General features: G+C 69.1%; 14 protein-coding genes. 2 read left to right on the top strand and 12 right to left on the bottom strand.

Annotated elements, in window-relative coordinates; translation table 11 throughout:
• Positions 1-26 precede the first annotated feature (26 nt).
• From ACWPXK_RS04470 to ACWPXK_RS04455, 4 genes are all read right to left on the bottom strand, one after another.
• Positions 27-1,232: a DNA polymerase III subunit delta' gene (locus ACWPXK_RS04470; RefSeq protein WP_454194706.1), complete on the bottom strand. Its 1,206-nt coding sequence runs from the start codon at positions 1,230-1,232 to the stop codon at positions 27-29.
• Positions 1,233-1,296: 64 nt separating this feature from the next.
• Positions 1,297-1,803: a mycothiol transferase gene (locus ACWPXK_RS04465; RefSeq protein ID WP_454194705.1), complete on the bottom strand. Its 507-nt coding sequence runs from the start codon at positions 1,801-1,803 to the stop codon at positions 1,297-1,299.
• 37 nt (positions 1,804-1,840) lie between these two features.
• A complete protein-coding gene (gene topA / locus ACWPXK_RS04460) occupies positions 1,841-4,741 on the bottom strand; it encodes a type I DNA topoisomerase (RefSeq protein ID WP_454194704.1) in 2,901 nt (966 codons plus the stop codon).
• A gap of 322 nt (positions 4,742-5,063) precedes the next feature.
• A complete protein-coding gene (locus tag ACWPXK_RS04455; protein WP_011206895.1) occupies positions 5,064-5,270 on the bottom strand; it encodes a cold-shock protein in 207 nt (68 codons plus the stop codon).
• A gap of 499 nt (positions 5,271-5,769) precedes the next feature.
• Here ACWPXK_RS04455 and ACWPXK_RS04450 point away from each other — a divergent pair, with 499 nt between their 5' ends.
• A complete protein-coding gene (locus ACWPXK_RS04450) occupies positions 5,770-8,091 on the top strand; it encodes a DEAD/DEAH box helicase (RefSeq protein ID WP_454194703.1) in 2,322 nt (773 codons plus the stop codon).
• 286 nt (positions 8,092-8,377) lie between these two features.
• On the opposite strand, the gene ACWPXK_RS04445 is transcribed toward ACWPXK_RS04450, so the two are convergent.
• The 7 genes from ACWPXK_RS04445 to ssd form a co-directional block, all read right to left on the bottom strand.
• Positions 8,378-8,860: an Rv3654c family TadE-like protein gene (locus tag ACWPXK_RS04445; protein WP_454194702.1), complete on the bottom strand. Its 483-nt coding sequence runs from the start codon at positions 8,858-8,860 to the stop codon at positions 8,378-8,380.
• 131 nt (positions 8,861-8,991) lie between these two features.
• Positions 8,992-9,306 carry a TadE family type IV pilus minor pilin gene (locus ACWPXK_RS04440; RefSeq protein WP_454194701.1) on the bottom strand — a complete coding sequence of 105 codons (315 nt, stop codon included), beginning with the start codon at positions 9,304-9,306 and terminating at the stop codon, positions 8,992-8,994.
• A gap of 62 nt (positions 9,307-9,368) precedes the next feature.
• Positions 9,369-9,569 (bottom strand): DUF4244 domain-containing protein, encoded by a 201-nt coding sequence (locus ACWPXK_RS04435; RefSeq protein ID WP_454195442.1) that lies wholly within the window; start codon positions 9,567-9,569, stop codon positions 9,369-9,371.
• 207 nt (positions 9,570-9,776) lie between these two features.
• The gene (locus ACWPXK_RS04430) at positions 9,777-10,400 is read right to left on the bottom strand and encodes a type II secretion system F family protein (protein WP_454194700.1); all 624 of its coding nucleotides are present in this window, start codon (positions 10,398-10,400) and stop codon (positions 9,777-9,779) included.
• 414 nt (positions 10,401-10,814) lie between these two features.
• A complete protein-coding gene (locus tag ACWPXK_RS04425; protein WP_454194699.1) occupies positions 10,815-11,609 on the bottom strand; it encodes a type II secretion system F family protein in 795 nt (264 codons plus the stop codon).
• Complete coding sequence (locus ACWPXK_RS04420) at positions 11,606-12,790, bottom strand: TadA family conjugal transfer-associated ATPase (RefSeq protein WP_454194698.1); 1,185 nt, start codon at positions 12,788-12,790, stop codon at positions 11,606-11,608. Before ACWPXK_RS04420 ends, ACWPXK_RS04425 begins: the two co-directional genes overlap by 4 nt.
• Positions 12,791-12,880: 90 nt before the next feature.
• Entirely contained in the window at positions 12,881-13,990 is a 1,110-nt protein-coding gene (gene ssd / locus ACWPXK_RS04415) for a septum site-determining protein Ssd (protein WP_454194697.1), read from the bottom strand.
• A 1,051-nt stretch (positions 13,991-15,041) separates the two neighbouring features.
• Between ssd and ACWPXK_RS04410 the strand changes: the two genes are divergently transcribed.
• Positions 15,042-15,851, top strand: coding sequence for an HAD-IB family hydrolase (locus ACWPXK_RS04410; RefSeq protein WP_454194695.1), 810 nt, complete (start codon positions 15,042-15,044; stop codon positions 15,849-15,851).
• A 493-nt stretch (positions 15,852-16,344) separates the two neighbouring features.
• Here ACWPXK_RS04410 and ACWPXK_RS04405 read toward each other — a convergent pair whose 3' ends face one another.
• Entirely contained in the window at positions 16,345-17,091 is a 747-nt protein-coding gene (locus ACWPXK_RS04405; protein WP_454194694.1) for an oxidoreductase, read from the bottom strand.
• Positions 17,092-17,113: the final 22 nt, after the last annotated feature.

Genomic DNA, 17,113 nt, shown 5'->3' with positions numbered 1-17,113 from the left:
CGGATCGCGAAAACGGGTGGTCACGGTCACTGTGCCTGGGCCGCGATGAGGGCTGCGGCCATGGCGGCGAGGGCGAAGCGGGGTTTGACGTTCAGGTCGAGGGCCGTGCGGCAGGCGAGGACGGCCTCGATGGACTGGAGCAGGCCCTCGGGGCGCACGCGGGCGGCCAGGTCGTGGATCTGGTCGGACAGGTCGGGGTGGGTGAGCGTGATGCCGGAATCGCGGCGGGCGGCGCCGAACCGGACGGCCAGCGCGTCGCGGTAGACGCCGGCTACGTCGATCAGGGCGCGATCGAGGGCGTCGCGGCCGGTGCGGGTGGCGCGGGATTTCTGTCGTCTTTCCAGGTCCTTCAACACGCCGGCGGAGCCACGGGTGGCACTCGCCGCGCCCTTTCCGGTGCCGCCCGCGCCCATCGCGGTCGCGAGTTCTTCCCGTTCGCGTTCGTCGCGGGCCGCGCTCATCTGCTTGGCCTCGTCGTCGGCCGCGCGCACCAGTTCGTCGGCGGCGGCGTAGGCCGCTCCGGGCTTGCCGACCGCCGCGACCAAGGCCAGCGCACGACGGCGGCGGGCACGCGCCTCTTCGTCGGTGGCGAGCCTGCGGGCACGTCCGACGTGCCCGCCACTGATCGAGGCGGCCCAGGTCGCGGTTTTCTCGTCGAGCTTGTCGCGTTCGGTGAGCACCCGCGCGATGGCGGGAACCGACGGCGTCACCAGGTGCACATGCCTGCACCGGGAGCGCAGCGTGATCGAGATGTCCTCCGGATCCACCGAGGGCGCGCACAGCAGGAACACCGTCCGGTCCGGCGGCTCCTCGACCACCTTGAGCAGCACGTTGCCCGCCGCCTCGGTCAACCGGTCGGCATCTTCGATCACCACCACCTGCCAGCGGCCGGTACTCGGCCTGCGCGAGGCGACCTGCACGATCTCGCGCATCTCCTTGGTGCTGATGCTCAGTCCCTCGGGCACCACCCGGCGCACGTCGCCGTGTGTGCCGGCCATGGTCGTGGTGCAGGCGTGGCAGCTGCCGCACCCGGGAGCCTGCGGGTCGGTGCACTGCAATGCGGCCGCGAAGCACAGCGCCGCAACGGATCTGCCCGATCCCGGCGGGCCGGTGAACAACCACGAATGCGTCATCGCCCCGTCGACCGAGCCCGCGCGCGCCGCTATGGCGGCAGCCGTCAACTCGGACTCGACCGCCTCCTGGCCGACCAACCGATCGAAGACACCCGCCACGCCGTACACCCTAGCCGCCCGCACCGACACCGCCCGCCGGGCGTCGACGCCTCGAAACAGCGGGCTAGGAGGCGCGCCGCCGCGTACTGTTCGCGCCGTCCAGCGCCTCGCGGATGATGTCGGCGTGCCCGGAATGGTGGGCGATCTCCCGCAGAATGTGCAGGACGGTATAGCGCACCGACTGCCAGATCCGCTCCGGCGTCCACGGCGCCGTCGGCGTGGGAATCGAGCTGTCGAGGTTGTCCACCGAACGGATCAGCTCGGCCGTTGCCGCGGCGACTTCGTCCCAGGTGGCCAGCAACCCGGACACAGTCTCGTCGGACGCCATGACGTACTCACCACCGAACTTCGAGACGTCCAGTTCCGCGTGCTCGTCCCGCCGCACGATCACCGAGGTCCAGTGCCGTTCGCAGTTGATCAGGTGATGCAGCAGACCGCCGAGGGTCAGTTCGCTCACGGTGGTCCGCCGCCGCGCCTGCTCCTCATCGATCCCGCGCAGGGTGATGCGGAAAAGCTCGCGCTGGTCGGCGAGCATCGCGATCAGATCCTCGCGTTCCTTTTCGGTACTCATGGCGCTCACGCTACGGCCGAAGCGGAGCGTCGGGAATTCACGACTTCCCGACGCCGGTCTTCTTCGCCGCCGTCTTCTGCGCCGTGGTCTTCTTGGCGACCGTCTTGGCGGTGGTCGCCGTCTTGGCGGCCGTCTTCTTCGCCGCGGCCTTCTTGGCGGGGGCCTTCTTCGCCGCCGTCTTCTTCGCCGCCTTCTTCACCGGTCCGCGCGCTCGCCGATCGGCGAGCAGTTCCATGGCCCGCTCCGGGGTGATCGACTCGATCTCGTCGCCCTTGCGCAGCGTCGCGTTGGTCTCGCCATCGGTGACGTACGGGCCGAAGCGGCCATCCTTGATCACCATCGGCTTGCCGGAGGCCGAGTCGGTACCGAGCTCACGCAGCGGGGCCGCGCTCGAAGCCTGCCGTCCGCGGCGCTTCGGTTCCGAGTAGATCTTCAGCGCCTCCTCCAGCGTCACGGTGAAGATCTGATCCTCGGTGTTCAGCGACCGCGAATCGGTGCCCTTCTTCAGGTACGGCCCGTACCGTCCATTCTGCGCGGTGATCTCCTCGCCGCTGGCCGGGTCGGTACCGACCACACGCGGCAGCGACAGCAACTTGAGCGCGTCGTCGAGCGTGATGGTGGCCAGCTCCATGGACTTGAACAGCGAACCCGTACGCGGCTTCGGCGCGGCGGCCTTCTTCGCGTTCTTCTTCGCGGGTCCCTGCCCATCCTCGGCCTGCGGCTCCGGCAGGATCTCGGTGACGTACGGACCGAAACGCCCTTCCTTGGCGACGATCTCGTGCCCGGTCTCGGGGTCCACGCCGAGCGTCCGCCCTTCCTGTGGCGTCGCGAACAGCTTCTCGGCGACCTCGGGGGTCAGCTCGTCCGGCGGGAGATCGTCCGGCAGATTGGCTCGCTGCGAGACCGAATCGCCTTCGGGGTCATCGGGATTCGTGACCATCCGCTCCAGGTACGGCCCGTACTTCCCGACCCGGACGACGACGTCTCGTCCGTCGGCGTCACTGAAGAGCTTGATGGAGTTGATCTCTCGCGCGTCGATGTCGTCGAGCCGGTCACCGACCATCTTCTTGAGCCCGCCCGAGCGCGCGACCGAGCCCTCGACGCCGTGATCGCCGCCGAAGTAGAAGCTGGACAACCAGTTTCCGCGCTGTTCGCGTCCACCCGCGATGGCGTCGAGGTCGTCCTCCATGGCCGCGGTGAAGTCGAAGTCGACCAGTCGGCCGAAATGTTCTTCCAGCAGGCCGATCACGGCGAACGCCACCCAGGACGGCACCAGTGCGCTGCCGCGCTTGTAGACGTACCCGCGATCGAGAATCGTCTTGATGATGGACGCATACGTCGACGGACGACCGATGCCCAGTTCTTCGAGCGTCTTGATCAGCGACGCCTCGGTGTAGCGCGCGGGCGGATTCGTGCTGTGCCCGTCGGGATTCAGCTCGACCGCGGTGACCGCCTGGCCTTCCTCCAGCGCGGGCAGCCTGGATTCGGCGTCATCGGACTGACCGCCCGCCTCCTCGTCCACGCTCTCCACATAGGCCTTCAGGAAGCCGGGGAAGGTGATGGTGCGACCGGAGGCGGAGAACACGCACTCCTCACCGGTGCCGGCGACACCGGTGATGCGCAGGGTCAGCGTGGTGCCCTTGGCGTCGGCCATCTGGGAGGCGACGGTGCGCTGCCAGATGAGTTCGTAGAGGCGGAACTCGTCGTTGTCCAATCTCGAGTGCAGCTGGCCGGGCGTGGCGAACGTATCGCCCGCCGGGCGAATCGCCTCGTGCGCCTCTTGGGCGTTCTTCACCTTGCGGTTGTATTGCCGCGCGGCGGGGTGCACGTACTCGGCGCCGTAGAGCTGGGTCGCCTGCGAACGGGCCGCGGCGATGGCCGACTCCGACAGCGTGGTCGAGTCGGTACGCATGTAGGTGATGTAGCCGTTCTCGTACAACCGCTGCGCCACTCGCATGGTCCGCTCGGAGCTGAAACGCAGCTTCCGCCCCGCCTCCTGCTGCAGCGTCGAGGTCATGAACGGCGGATACGGCTTGCGGCTGTACGGCTTGGCCTCCGCCGAGGAAACCACCAGGTCGGTACCGTCCAGCGCCTCGGCGAGCCGTCGCGCGTAGCCTTCGTCCAGCACCATGACGCCGTTGGTGGCCTTGAGGTGGCCGTCCGGACCGAAATCCCGCCCGGTAGCGACTCTGGCGCCGTCGACGGCGACCAGCCGGGCCCCGAAGGTTCTCGGGTTGGCGGTGTCGCCTTCCTCGCCGGTGCCCGCGTCGAGTTTGGCGGCGATGTCCCAGTACTCCGCCGAACGGAACGACATCCGCTCGCGCTCGCGCCGCACGATCCCCCGGGTGGCCACCGACTGCACACGACCCGCCGACAGCCGCGGCATGACCTTCTTCCACAGCACCGGGCTGACCTCGTAGCCGTACAGCCGGTCCAGGATGCGGCGGGTCTCCTGGGCGTCGACCAGGTCGCTGTCGAGCTCGCGAGTGTCCGCCGCGGCGGCCTGGATGGCGGGCTCGGTGATCTCGTGGAACACCATCCGCCGGACCGGCACCTTCGGCTTGAGCGTCTCCAGCAGATGCCAGGCGATGGCCTCGCCCTCGCGGTCGGGGTCGGTGGCCAGGTAGAGCTCGTCGGCGTCCTTCAGCAGGCTCTTGAGCTCGGTGACCTTGGCCTTCTTGTCCGGGCTCACGACGTAGATGGGCTCGAAATCATTGTCCACGTCCACGCCGAGGCGCGCCCAGGACTGCCCTTTGTACTTGGCCGGGACGTCGGCCGCGCCCCGCGGCAGATCCCGGATATGACCGACCGACGCCTCGACCGTGTAGTTGCGACCGAGGTACGGCGCGATCTTGCGGGCCTTGGTCGGGGACTCGACGATCACGAGACGACGCAGGGCACGGCCCTGGTCGGCTGCACCGCGGTCTCGTGTTGCCACCGGCGAATACACCTTTCCTGATCGACCCGCGCTGCGTTGTTTCCGCTGTGCGCGGCTGGGGTAAGCGGCTGCGACGGCTGTACGTCGCCACCAGACACGTTTATACCGTGACGCCGCGTGTGGTCGAGTGCTTGCGACTCGAACCACTGAGGGTACGCGCGTCAGTTCGAATCAGTATGCCCTGTCTTTTGGCCACCTCTGCACGGCGGCGTGCTCGACGGACGTTCCGCCAGTTCGCGCGGGCCGCGTCTACCCCCAGATATAGCTCGTCCCTCACCCCGTTTCCGGTGGTGAGGGACGAGCGGGTGGATCACTGCGCCGCTCAGCTGAGCGCACGCACTCCGGTGGCCTGTGGGCCCTTGGTGCCCTGACCGACCTCGAATTCGACCTTCTGGTTCTCCTCGAGGGTGCGGAAGCCCGAACCCTGGATCTCGGAGTAGTGGACGAAGACGTCAGCGGAGCCGTCCTCGGGCGCGATGAAGCCGAACCCCTTCTCCGCGTTGAACCACTTCACAGTTCCCTGTGCCATTCTGTTCCTTCTCTTTTCTTACCGGAACGGCGGACAACTGGGTTCGTCCACCGGGTCCGTTCCGACCGCTGTACTGTTGGTTCCCCCTGCAGGAAAGCACCAAGCACACCGTTCGCAACATCGATCCTGCTGACGGTTTGGACTTTGGATCCGTCCCTCGAACACAGAAGCTTGCGACCAGGAACCAGTGAACCATGTCTCCGGGCAATTCAACAGTCGAGTTACCGACAATTTGCAAAAAAGTTGATCTTGCGAATGCGCAGGTGAGGGACACAATGGCGGAATCCGGACTTGCAGTTCGTTTGCCTTCTGATAACCGAGTGGACGTTCGGCAATCCAGCTGTGACCCAGGTCGCTATTGGGTATCGAAATGGCAGGTGACGCTTCCCGGACGCACACGTTTCACACTTTCCGAGCGTGTTGCGGGGATCGTCTCGTGAATCCAGCGGACTCGGCGGCCCGAGCACAGCCCCGAACCGACCTCCGCTACGGCACATCGTTGCTGAATCGTGTCCTGGCCGGGGTGCCGGATGACGACCCTCGGCTGACCCACGTCGTCGAGTTGCCGCCGCGGGCGGCCGAGCGCACCACCTGGCCCGCATGGGCATCGCCGGACGTGGTCGCGGCGTTGCGCGACACGGGCATAGACGCACCCTGGAGTCATCAGGCCGAGACGGCGGGCCTGGCTTTCGAAGGTGAACACGTGGTCGTGAGCACCGGGACCGCGTCGGGCAAGTCACTCGGATATCAGCTTCCGGTGCTGACGACGCTGCAAACGGATCCGAAAGCCACCGCGCTGTACCTGGCTCCGACGAAGGCGCTCGGCGCCGATCAGCTGCGTGCCGTGGGGGAACTGACCCGCGAAGGTCCGCTGCGGGATATCCATCCGGCCACCTACGACGGCGACACGCCGGCCGAGATCCGGCAGTGGGCACGCGCCAACGCACGATGGATTTTCACCAATCCCGACATGCTTCACCTGGGAATACTGCGGTCGCACCAGCGCTGGGCGCGCGTGCTTCGCAGGCTGCGCTATGTGATCGTCGACGAATGCCACGCCTATCGCGGGATCTTCGGTTCGCACGTCGCGCTGGTGCTGCGCAGACTGCGGCGGATCGCCGCGCGATACGGCGCCGATCCGGTGTTCGTGCTGTGCTCGGCGACCACGGCCGAACCAGCGGCGGCCGCGTCCCGGCTGATCGGCGCGCCCTGTACGGCGGTCACGCAGGACGGCTCACCACAAGGGCCGCGCACGGTCGCGCTCTGGGAACCACCGCTGCTCACCGCGGTGACCGGCGAGAACGGCGCTCCGGTACGCAGGGCGGCCACCACGGAGGCGGCGCGGATCATGGCGGATCTGGTGGTGGAAGGGGCGCGGACCTTGACGTTCGTCCGCTCGCGCCGGGCCGCCGAGCAGACCGCGATGGATGCCAGGAGGTTGTTGACCGAAGTCGATCCCGACCTCGCCGCGCGGGTGGCGTCCTATCGCGCGGGCTACCTCGCGGAGGACCGGCGCGACCTGGAAGCGGCGTTGTCGGACGGGTCGCTGCTGGGTGCGGCGACGACCAACGCACTGGAACTCGGCGTCGATATCGCGGGGCTCGATGCCGTGGTCATCTCGGGGTTTCCCGGTACGGTCGCATCGTTCTGGCAGCAGGCCGGGCGAGCGGGACGGCGTACCCAGGGATCACTGGTCCTGCTCGTGGCCCGGGATGATCCACTCGACACCTACCTGGTCCACCACCCGGACGCGCTGCTGGACAAACCGGTCGAGGCCACCATCACCGATCCGCGCAATCCCTACGTGCTCGGTCCGCACCTGCTGTGCGCCGCACTGGAACTGCCGCTCACCGACAGTGAGGTGGACGAGCTCGGCGCGGGCGAAGTGCTGCCCGACCTCACCGCGAAAGGGCTGATCAGACGGCGCGGGGCACACAACAGCGCACGGTGGTATGTGACCGCGGAGACGCAGCCGCACGACGCCGTCGACGTCCGAGGTGGAATCGGTACGCCGGTGGCCATCGTGGACGGCGAGACCGGCAGGCTACTGGGCACCGCCGACGCGGGACGGGCGCAGGCAACGCTGCACCAGGGCGCCGTCCACCTCCATCAGGGGGAGACCTACGTGGTCGACGAGCTGGATCTCGAGGATGGCGTGGCCTTCGTGCACGCGGCCGAACCGGGATGGACCACCAGCGCGCGGCAGACGACCTCGATCACCGTCGACGCGATGTCCGAGCACCACCGCCACGGTCACGTGACGACCGCTCTGGCACAGGTGCGGGTCACCAGTCAGGTGATCGGCTACCTGCGCACGCTTACCACCGGCGAAGTGCTCGACCTCGTGGAACTCGATCTGCCCCCGCGAACGCTCCCCACCAGGGCGGTGATGTACACGGTGACACCGGAACTGTTGGCGCTGGCGGGGATCGAACCCAAGGACGTTCCGGGAGCGCTGCACGCGGCCGAGCACGCGGCGATCGGCCTGTTGCCGCTGGTGGCGACCTGCGACCGTTGGGATATCGGCGGCGTCTCCACGGCCGAGCACCCGGACACCGGGCTACCCACGGTCTTCGTCTACGACGGCCAAGCAGGCGGCGCCGGTTTCGCCGAGCGCGGGTTCGCCCAACTGCGGCGATGGCTTTCGGCGACCCTCGCGGCGATCGAGTCCTGCGGATGCGCCGCCGGCTGCCCGTCCTGCGTCCAATCGCCCAAGTGCGGCAACGGGAACCACCCGCTGGACAAGGCCGGCGCGGCACGCCTGCTCACCGCCGTACTGGCCGCATTGGCCGACGGTGACGGCGTCTCGCTCGATTCGTGACGACGCAGAGCCCGGCACGTGATCGTTTGTCCAGGTTGCCAGCGCACCCGCAGGGACCACTGGGACACCTCCCAGTGGTGTGGCACCGCGCCAGCCCCCAGAATAAAAAGGAAAGAATTCATGTTAACTAGACTATTGCCACATCGTCCGTTGCGAACATGCGCATTCATTCGTTTTTGATATCCAGAGCGCCGTGGAGAATTGTGCGAGCCGGTTTTTGACCGGCCCGTAGAATTCCGATTCCCGCCATCCTAAGCGACGTCCGGGCGGCCGTGTATCGAACTCTTCACTCTTCAACTGGTCCGGCTCTAGCGATCGCTCCGACAACCCGATCGCCATACAGACCTATTGGTACATTCGTTTCGACAGTGACGGTCACGTCCCACTCCGCGGCCGAACAGATCCGCATCCGTGTCCCCATTCGCCGCGCCACCTCATCCGCCTCGGCGCACGCCGGATCCACTCCCTGCACCAATGCGCTCGCCGCGGCCAGCGCCGCCATATCCGCTGCCGCCTGCGCACGATGCCGCGCCACCACTACGGCGCCGACGTGCCCGATCAACAACGTGGCACCGAGCAGGGCCGCCAACGCCGAGCCGGCGAACACGGTGGCTACACCGTTCTCGCCATGAACTACACCCGCGAACCTGCGCCAGACCCAGCGCCCGGTCGGGTCGACGGCTTCGCGACGGGCCTGCCCGCTACTGGGAAGTCCATGATGGGCATCACGTGGGTGCTCCCGCTCACAGTGGTCCGCCGCTTCCTCCATGGACGCGCGATGAAGTCCAGCCGTAGGCCGCGTGACGCCGGTCCGCCGAGCACCACGACCGGTGGCGCATCGGTGGCCGGCCGGCTCGACGAGTGCCGGCCGTGCCCGCGAGCGGAGCGAGGACTTCGCCGTCACGGTGTAACCCCCGGCTCGAGGGTGGCGACCGCCGCGGCACGGAGTGTGAGCAGCGGCAGAAGGGGAGTTCGGGCGGAGACGACAGCGACCACACGGGTGCCTTCGGTGCGCAGCGCGATGTCGGCCGACGGCGGGGCGATCCGTTGGGCCGCGGGCACGGCATTGCCGTGATCGCCCCGCGCGGCCAAACGCGCCGCCTCGCGGGCGGCGTCGACGCAGCGGACCTGCGTCGACGCCGCCAGCAAGGCACCGAGACACAGCACGACGGTGGCGACCACGGCGGTCAGCGCGAGCGCAGCCTCAACTGTCACCGCCCCTCGGTCGTCACTCCGCCTCGGCCGACCGTGATGCTCTCGGCCACCGATGACGCCGCCTACACCGAAGTGTTGAGCGCCCGATCGATGATCTTCGTCAGCGCGTTCACGATGCTGTCGCCCGTCACCACGCCGTAGAGCACCGCACCGAAAGCCGCCGCCGCGATCGTGCCGATCGCGTACTCCGCCGTGCTCATGCCGTCCTCCGCGACCAACGCCTGCACCGCTCGCCCGCGCAGGCCCGTATATATAGCCTCCAGCCGCTGGCCGACCGACCTCGTCACCCACTCGATACGCACCCGATTCCCCTCTCTTTCCGGCCCGTGCGGCCCCTCCGCACGAGCACGCTTCCCCCGACGCACAGGGCACCGCGGTCCCCCGCCACCGCCGCGAATCCAGTCGGCCGGTCCGAATCCGCGCGGCGGCGGCGCACGAACGCGTTGCCTCTGAGACGGTGCTCGCTGGGATCACAGCAGACCGCCGCCGAGCACCCTGCCCGCCAAGCCGATAACCACAGGCACGATGCCGAGGCAGACGAATGCGGGAAGGAAGCACAAGCCCAGCGGTCCGCCGATCAGGACGCCTGCGCGTTCCGCCCTCGCGGCGGCCGCGTCGTCGACCGCGGCCCTGCGCTGTTCGGCCAGCTCGCCGACCGCGACCGCCAGTGACGCACCGGACCGAGCCGAACGGCGCGCCATCCTGGCCAGTGATTCGATCTCGGCGGCCCCCGGACGCCCGGCTCCATCCCGGGCGACCTGTTCCCACGCGGTGGCCGCGTCCGCGCCCAGCGCGAGCAGATCCGCCGCCCGCCGTAGTGCTCCGCCCAGCGGTTCCGGCGCCTCGGGCGCCACGGCCCGTGCCGCGCCCGCCATCGGCAGGCCGGCTCGCAGGCACGCGGCCAGCAGGTCGAAGACCGAGGCGGCGGCCAGAGGATCGGCGTTCCGGTTTCCTCCATGCGATACCTCGACCGGCCCGCTGACCGGCTGGCGGAGGGCACGCAACCGCCGACTGACCGCCACCCGTCCCGGCAGTAGTGCCAAGGCAATCGCCAACAACAGCAGCGGCGCTACCGTCTCCGTCGTCACTGTCATCCCAACGCTCCTTCTCCGCAGCAGACGCGTGACAATCCCTCGCGCACAGCATCAACGGCCGCCAGCCCAGGGCATCTGCATCGGACATGCCGTCAGCGATATCGTGGCCACTGCGGGACTGATCACGGCCTTCGCGCGTCGACACGGATACCGACAACCTCGACGGTGACAGGACACCGAGCCCGGTCGCGCTCGCCGACCGCGACGCTGATCGTGCCGTCTCATGGATCCAACCGAGAGACACTCCGCGCAGCCGCCCAGGCTTCGGCCGCCGACTGCCCTCACCGAGCCGCGAGCCGTCGAGGCCCTCGATGCCGACGCCCGCCAGAGGACGCGATGAATCATGACGGCGGTAGGCGTCCGGTCGATGCAGGTCGAGCGGCGCCCGATCAGGACGGAGCGATGAAAGTGGTCTCACGCCAGCACCTTTCGCGTAATGACATCGGTCCACAGCAAGCCGGTACAGGCCAGCCCGGTACCAAGGGGCAGCAATACCCGGCCTGCGGATGAGGCGAAGAGGACATGCAGAGGTGAAGCGCCCATCATCTGGCCGAGCGCTATACCGAGACACGGCAGGCAGGCCAGAACCGCGGCGGTGGCGCGGGCACCGGCCAGCGCCGCGGTGGTGCGGCCGTGAAACCGTATGCGCTCCGCGAGGTCCGTACGGGCTGCCGACAGCAACTCGGCGAGTGCGAGACCGTGCTGCTCGGCGACCTGCCACGCGCCCGCGATACGGGACAGTTCCTCCGCGACAGGGGACTCCGGCCTGCGCAGCCCCTCGGCCGCGGATCCGCCGAGTCGACTGCGTGCCGCGCCGACGGCGAAGACTCGTGCCGACTCACCGTGTACCTCGCGCGCCGCGACCTCGGCGGCCGTACTCGGATGGGCGCCTACCCGTAGCTCGCCGATGACGGCTTCCAGCGCCTCGAGCAAGTAGCCGCGCTCGACGTTCCTGCGCCGGTCCCGCGCGGACCGGCGGACCCGCAGCGCCAGCGTCGCGGCGATCATGCTCGCCGCGAGGAAAGCACCTGGTCCGAGCAGGACGAGCACGGCTGCAACGCCTGCGATGGCACCAGCGCGAGCCATCGTGCTCCACGCGGGCCTTCGATGCTCGCCTCGCGCGATGTACATCCGGGCGAACCGGCGTCGTGATCCAGGCGCGGGAACCGCGACCAGCGCCAGCGCGAGACACACCATCGCCGCCGTCATCCGCCGAGCCGTTCGGCAAGCAGGCGGGACAGGTCGGCGGCGGCGGGAGCCTCGCCCGTGGCGTGCCAAGCGGGTGTAATTCGTACTCGGCCACCGTCGGCGCGGTGCACCAGGCCGATCTCACGCAGTCCGCGTGTGCCGTCGGATCGACGGTGCACATGAAGGACGACTTGGACCGCGGCGGCGAGTTGACTGTGCAGGGCCGCGCGGTCCATCCCACCGAGCGCGGCAAGGGCCTCGAGGCGCGCGGGGACCTCCCGCGGCGAGTTGGCGTGCACGGTGCCCGCGCCGCCGTCGTGACCGGTGTTCAACGCGGTCAGCAGATCGACGACCTCGGCGCCTCTGACCTCGCCGACCACGATTCGGTCCGGACGCATACGCAGTGCCTGGCGGACCAGATCCCGCACGGTGACCGCACCGACGCCCTCGACGTTCGCGGTCCTGGCGACCAAGCGGACGACGTGGGGATGTGGCGGTGCGAGCTCGGCGGCGTCTTCGACGCAGATGATCCGCTCGGTCGGATGCACCGTGGCCAGCAGACCGGACAGGAGCGTCGTCTTCCCCGCCCCGGTGCCGCCGACCACCAGGAATGCCAGCCGTGCCCGAATGATCCGCTCGAGCAACAGCTTTGCCTCCACCGGCACCGCACCCGCCGCGGCGAGCGCGTCCAACCCCTGCGTAGCCGGGCGAAGTACGCGCAGCGAAAGGCAGGTGCCGCCGTGGGCGACCGGCTCGAGTACCGCGTGCAAGCGAACACCGAACGAATCTCCCAGCGTCGCACCGGTTCCGGACAGCCGGCCGTCCACCCAAGGTTGTGCGTCGTCGAGTCGCCGTCCCGCCGACAGTGCCAGGCGCTGCGCGAGCCGCCGGACCGCGGCCTCGTCGGGGAACTTGATGGAGGTCTTCTCCAGTCCACGTCCGCGATCGATCCACACCGCGTCCGGGCCGGTTACCAGCACGTCCGCGACGTCCGGATCGTGCAGCAACGGTTCGAGCACGCCCGCGCCGGTCATCTCGGTCTGCAGCAACCGCAGTGCCCGCAGCAGGTCGGTGTCGCCGAGCACGCCGCCTGCCTCGGCCCGGATCGCGGCGGCGACCTGGGCCGGATCCGGGTCACCCGTCTCTGCGGCCAGTCGCTCGCGCACCCGATCCAGCAGCTCACGCGTCAGTAACGGACTCATGCCTGCACCTCGCTGACGCTCGGCTCCGGCATGACCGCGAACGCAGCCGTATCCATCGTCGGCTCGCTCCACTCACTCATAGCTGCCTCGTCACCGTCGCTGCCCAGCTGGTGCGCTGAGTACCCCGAGGACCGCGTCGGCGGCATCGCGCAGTGGTCCACGGCGGCGCACCGAGACCGCACCACGCTCCAGACGGTGCGCGAGCCCGGTTTGGGAGCGGACGGCGGCGAGCAGGGGAAGGTCGAGCACTTCGGCGACCTCGTCTCCACGTAGTCCACCGGGCGCCGGCCCACGAACGATCAAGCCCCGGTTCGGGTTTCGCCGAGCGATGTGGGCGGACACCGCTTCGGCGGCGGCGACCGCCCGCAGCCGGGCCGGAACGACCAACACGACAAGATCAGCCGCGTCGAGCATCTGGTCGGCATGCGGCCCGCGCTCACCCGAAATGTCGCAAACTATGAAATCGCCTGCGGCACGGCCTGCTTCGAGCACCGCGCGGACACCGGCCGCGCCGAGTTCGCGCGGCAACCGTCCCGCACCACATCGAGCGCAGGACAGCACGGCAAGGCCGGGCGCGGCCTCCGGCAGCGCGCCGTGCAGAGCGGCCGCGGACACCCGTCCGTCCTCGACAACCAGGTCGGGCCAGCGCAGGCCCGCTGTGGTCTCGATGCCGAGGAGCAGGTCGAGCCCTCCTCCGAAGGGTGCGCCGTCGACCAGCAAGGTCTCGCGCCGGAACCCCTCGGCCGCGGCGCGCAGCGCGACCGCGACGGCCAGGGTGGACGCCCCTGCCCCGCCGCCTGCCCCGGCGACGGCGACGACCACCCCGTCGCCCGCACGCCGCTCGCCGTACTCAGCAAACGTCTCGATGAGCCCCACCGCGGAACCTGGCAGAGCGATAACCCGCTCCGCGCCGACCGATGCCGCGACCTGCCAATCGAGCAAACCTGGCTCACCGTCGGTTACCAGCACCACCCCGGTCCGGCGCAGATACCCGCCCACCGCCACGTCTCGTGCCGCATTTGTGTCGAGGATCACCAACGCCGCGCCGGTCCAGGCATGCCTTCCGACGGGTTGCGAGGGCTCATCGAGGCTTCGTTCGGCGGCGGCCGCGATGCGCCGGACTTCGTCGCGCAAGCGGGCGTCGTGGATCAGCACGAGGGCCGGCGGCGCGCCGCTCGGGGCCGAGTGATCGAGATTCATGCAGGTCAGCGTGGCCGAATCCGACCCGGCAGAGAAGGGGGTCGGTGCCGAATGTGGATAACTCACGGGCTGTGGACAAACTTCTCGAGCCACGCCGCCAAACGAATCGTCCCGGAAATAGAGGACGGCCCCAGCCGGGGGGGGAGGAGGCTGGGGCCGTCGGGTTCAGCCCCGGGGGGTCGGGCTGAACGCGCCTGGACCATGTCCAGGTGCCAGCAATACTACACCTATTCCCCGGCCACGACGCAAGTCCGGAATCGGAGAAGTTTGCGGCCACCCCAGCCCCGGCGTCTGCGGGGCAAACCCTCCGGCACGGTCTCCCGCCTCGGCCCACACCGACCAGGACACCCCATGCCCAATGGGCGCACCCGGACAAAGTCCGCCTCCAGCCCCGCCGAGCCAAGGCAGAGGCTGCCGCGGAAACTACAAGACCGGACGAAGTTCCACAGCCACGCGCTGGGCCGAGCGGAGGCAGGGGCAGCCGCGGAAAACGACGCAGCCGGACCAAAACCGACGACAGCCCGCCGCCGCCAGGCCCAGCCAAGGCAGAGGCCGCCGCGGAAAACGACGCAGCCGGACGAGTCCGCCGAGAGCCCGCGCCGGACCGAGCGAAGGCGGAGGCCGCCGCAGAAAGGGCGCAGCCGGGCGAAGTCCGTCCGTAGCCCGCGCCGGGCCGAGCGGAGGCAGAGACCGCCGCAGAAGGGCGAAGCCGGACCAATTCCGACGACAGCCCGCCGCCGGGCCGAGCAGAGGCAGAGGCCGCCGCAGAAAGGGCGCAGCCGGACGAAGTCCGTCTACAGCCCGCGCCGGGCTGAGCGGAGGCGAGGCCGCCGCAGAAAGGGCGCAGCCGGACGAAGTCCGTCTACAGCCCGCGCCGGGCCGAGCGGAGGCGAGGCCGCCGCAGAAAGGGCGCAGCCGGACGAAGTCCGTCTACAGCCCGCGCCGGGCCGAGCGGAGGCGAGGCCGCCGCAGAAAGGGCGCAGCCGGACGAAGTCCGTCTACAGCCCGCGCCGGGCCGAGCGGAGGCGAGGCCGCCGCCTATCCTGGTCGGGTGGACAACCCACCCACCACCGGCGGTCGCGTCGCCGCCTTCTTCGATCTGGACAAGACCGTGATCGCGAAATCGAGCACGTTCGTGTTCAGCAAGCCCTTCTACGCGCAGGGGCTCTTGAACCGCCGCGCCGTCCTGGAGAGCAGCTACGCCCACTTCCTGTTCCTGCTGTCGGGGGCCGACCACGACCAGATGGAGCGGATGCGCGCCCACCTGACCAGCATGTGCGCGGGCTGGGATGTCGAGCAGGTGAAATCGATTGTGGGCGAGACACTGCACGAGCTGGTCGAGCCCCTGATCTACGCGGAGGCGGCCGACTTGATCGCCGACCACAAGATCCGGGGGCACGACGTGGTGATCGTGTCGGCCTCCGGCGAGGAGATCGTCGCCCCCATCGCCGAAGCGCTCGGCGCCTCGCATACCGCCGCTACCCGGATGGTGGTGGCGGACGGCAAGTACACCGGCGAGGTCGAGTTCTACTGCTATGGCGAGGGCAAGGTCGCCGCGATCGAAAAGCTCGCCGCCAGCCAGGATTACGACCTCTCGCGCTGCTACGCTTACTCCGACTCGATCACCGATCTGCCGCTGCTCGGCGCGGTAGGGCACCCGACCGCGGTCAATCCGGACCGCAATCTGCGCCGCGAGGCCACCACGCGCGGCTGGCCCATTCTGACCTTCTCCAACCCCGTGTCGCTGTGGGCGCGCTTCCAGGCGCCGTCGTCCACCACGCTCGCGGCGACGGCCGTGGTCGGTGTGAGTGCGGTACTGGCCGGCGCGATCAGCTATCGGATCCTGCGCCGTCGCCGCTGAGGTTCGGACGTTCGGGCGCCGCCTCGCGCGGGTCGCCAGGTTCTTGCCAGTAGGTTCGCTTACTTGGTACAAGGGGCGAAGGACCAGGGATTTTACCCACGAAACGCCGAGAAACACGCCGTTTGTTCAATGCCATCCGAACCCTTGCTGTGAATGCGGTCACAGTGTAGAAAGGTAACTACGGAAGGGCGGAAGGCCTAGGCAGTACCGGAAGAGAAGGGACTGTCTCCCTACCCTCCTTCCCAGCACGGACGCCAGGCACCCACGCGGAGCACGCCGCTACAAGGGCAGAAGCGTTGTGGGCCTGCGAAATCCGGGTATTCGACGGCGAGGGCCTCGCACAGGTTGCGGGGATGAACCGGCGATGTCCGGATTGTCGCCGAGGCCGCAGAACACAACCCAACCAGCACGCTTGGTAACCCGGTAGTCCGTGCTAGCGGGCGGTGAGGTCGACAGACAACGCCGCCCGCTTTGACGTGCAGGGGGCCTGTCGTTATCCCACCGCCGAGTCGGCGATCGATGTGGCCTCGCGCGCCCCGTCCTCGAAGGCCCCGCAGCAGAAGATCACCCACCCGCCCACGGCCTCCGGATCTCCGGTCCCGAACCCGGCGGCAGCGTCCAGATAGGCCTGGCGCCTGCGCAACCAGAACACCTCCGGTACACCGAGACTGTGTGGGTCCAGCCCACTGGACACGGCGACCAGGCGTGAGGCCGCCCGCGCGACTACGCCGTCCGCCGTCCCGAACGGTCGCAGCGCCAATAGCTCACCGTGTACTACCGCGGCGATCACCGGTGCCGGCGCTCGCGAGCCGAGCACCGATTGCGCCAACAGATCCAGCCGCTGCGCCACGCCCTCCTCGCCGCGCGGCCTGCCGAGCGACTCCTCCGCCGAGACCAGATCCGCGGCGGCGAGCAGATGCAGCCGCGCCAGCGCCTGCAGCGGCGCCCGCTGCCAGGTGGCTACCAGGTTCCGCAATGCGTCACCGTCCAACGCCTGCCCCACCCGCAACGAACCGGCCAGGATCGGATCCGCCACGCGGCCGTCGGCCGGGAGTTCCGTGCTGCCGCCATCGATAGCGGCCGAGGAACGGGCCGCACGCACCGCGGCCTCGGCCGCTGTGGTCGGCCATCCACGACGGTTCGCCTTGTGCCGATGCACCTCGGCGAGCGCGTCGCGGGCACGGTCGGCCGCGTCCCGGACACCCGGTAGATCGGCGAGGGGCTGTAGCGGATCGGTCACGGCATACGAGGCTACTTGCCTG

The sequence above is a fragment of the Nocardia sp. Marseille-Q1738 genome (assembly GCF_965283145.1).
The sequence above is the reverse complement of the archived record's forward strand: the minus strand, read 5'-3'. Positions and strand labels throughout refer to the sequence as shown.

Bases quoted from the DNA above. Each gene is read 5' to 3' on its own strand.
- ACWPXK_RS04465 (WP_454194705.1), bottom strand. From the start codon at position 1,803: ATGAGTACCGAAAAGGAACGCGAGGATCTGATCGCGATGCTCGCCGAC.
- ACWPXK_RS04455 (WP_011206895.1), bottom strand. From the start codon at position 5,270: ATGGCACAGGGAACTGTGAAGTGGTTCAACGCGGAGAAGGGGTTCGGC.
- ACWPXK_RS04445 (WP_454194702.1), bottom strand. From the start codon at position 8,860: ATGGAGGAAGCGGCGGACCACTGTGAGCGGGAGCACCCACGTGATGCC.
- ACWPXK_RS04430 (WP_454194700.1), bottom strand. From the start codon at position 10,400: ATGACAGTGACGACGGAGACGGTAGCGCCGCTGCTGTTGTTGGCGATT.
- ACWPXK_RS04425 (WP_454194699.1), bottom strand. From the start codon at position 11,609: ATGACGGCGGCGATGGTGTGTCTCGCGCTGGCGCTGGTCGCGGTTCCC.
- ACWPXK_RS04420 (WP_454194698.1), bottom strand. From the start codon at position 12,790: ATGAGTCCGTTACTGACGCGTGAGCTGCTGGATCGGGTGCGCGAGCGA.
- ssd (WP_454194697.1), bottom strand. From the start codon at position 13,990: ATGAATCTCGATCACTCGGCCCCGAGCGGCGCGCCGCCGGCCCTCGTG.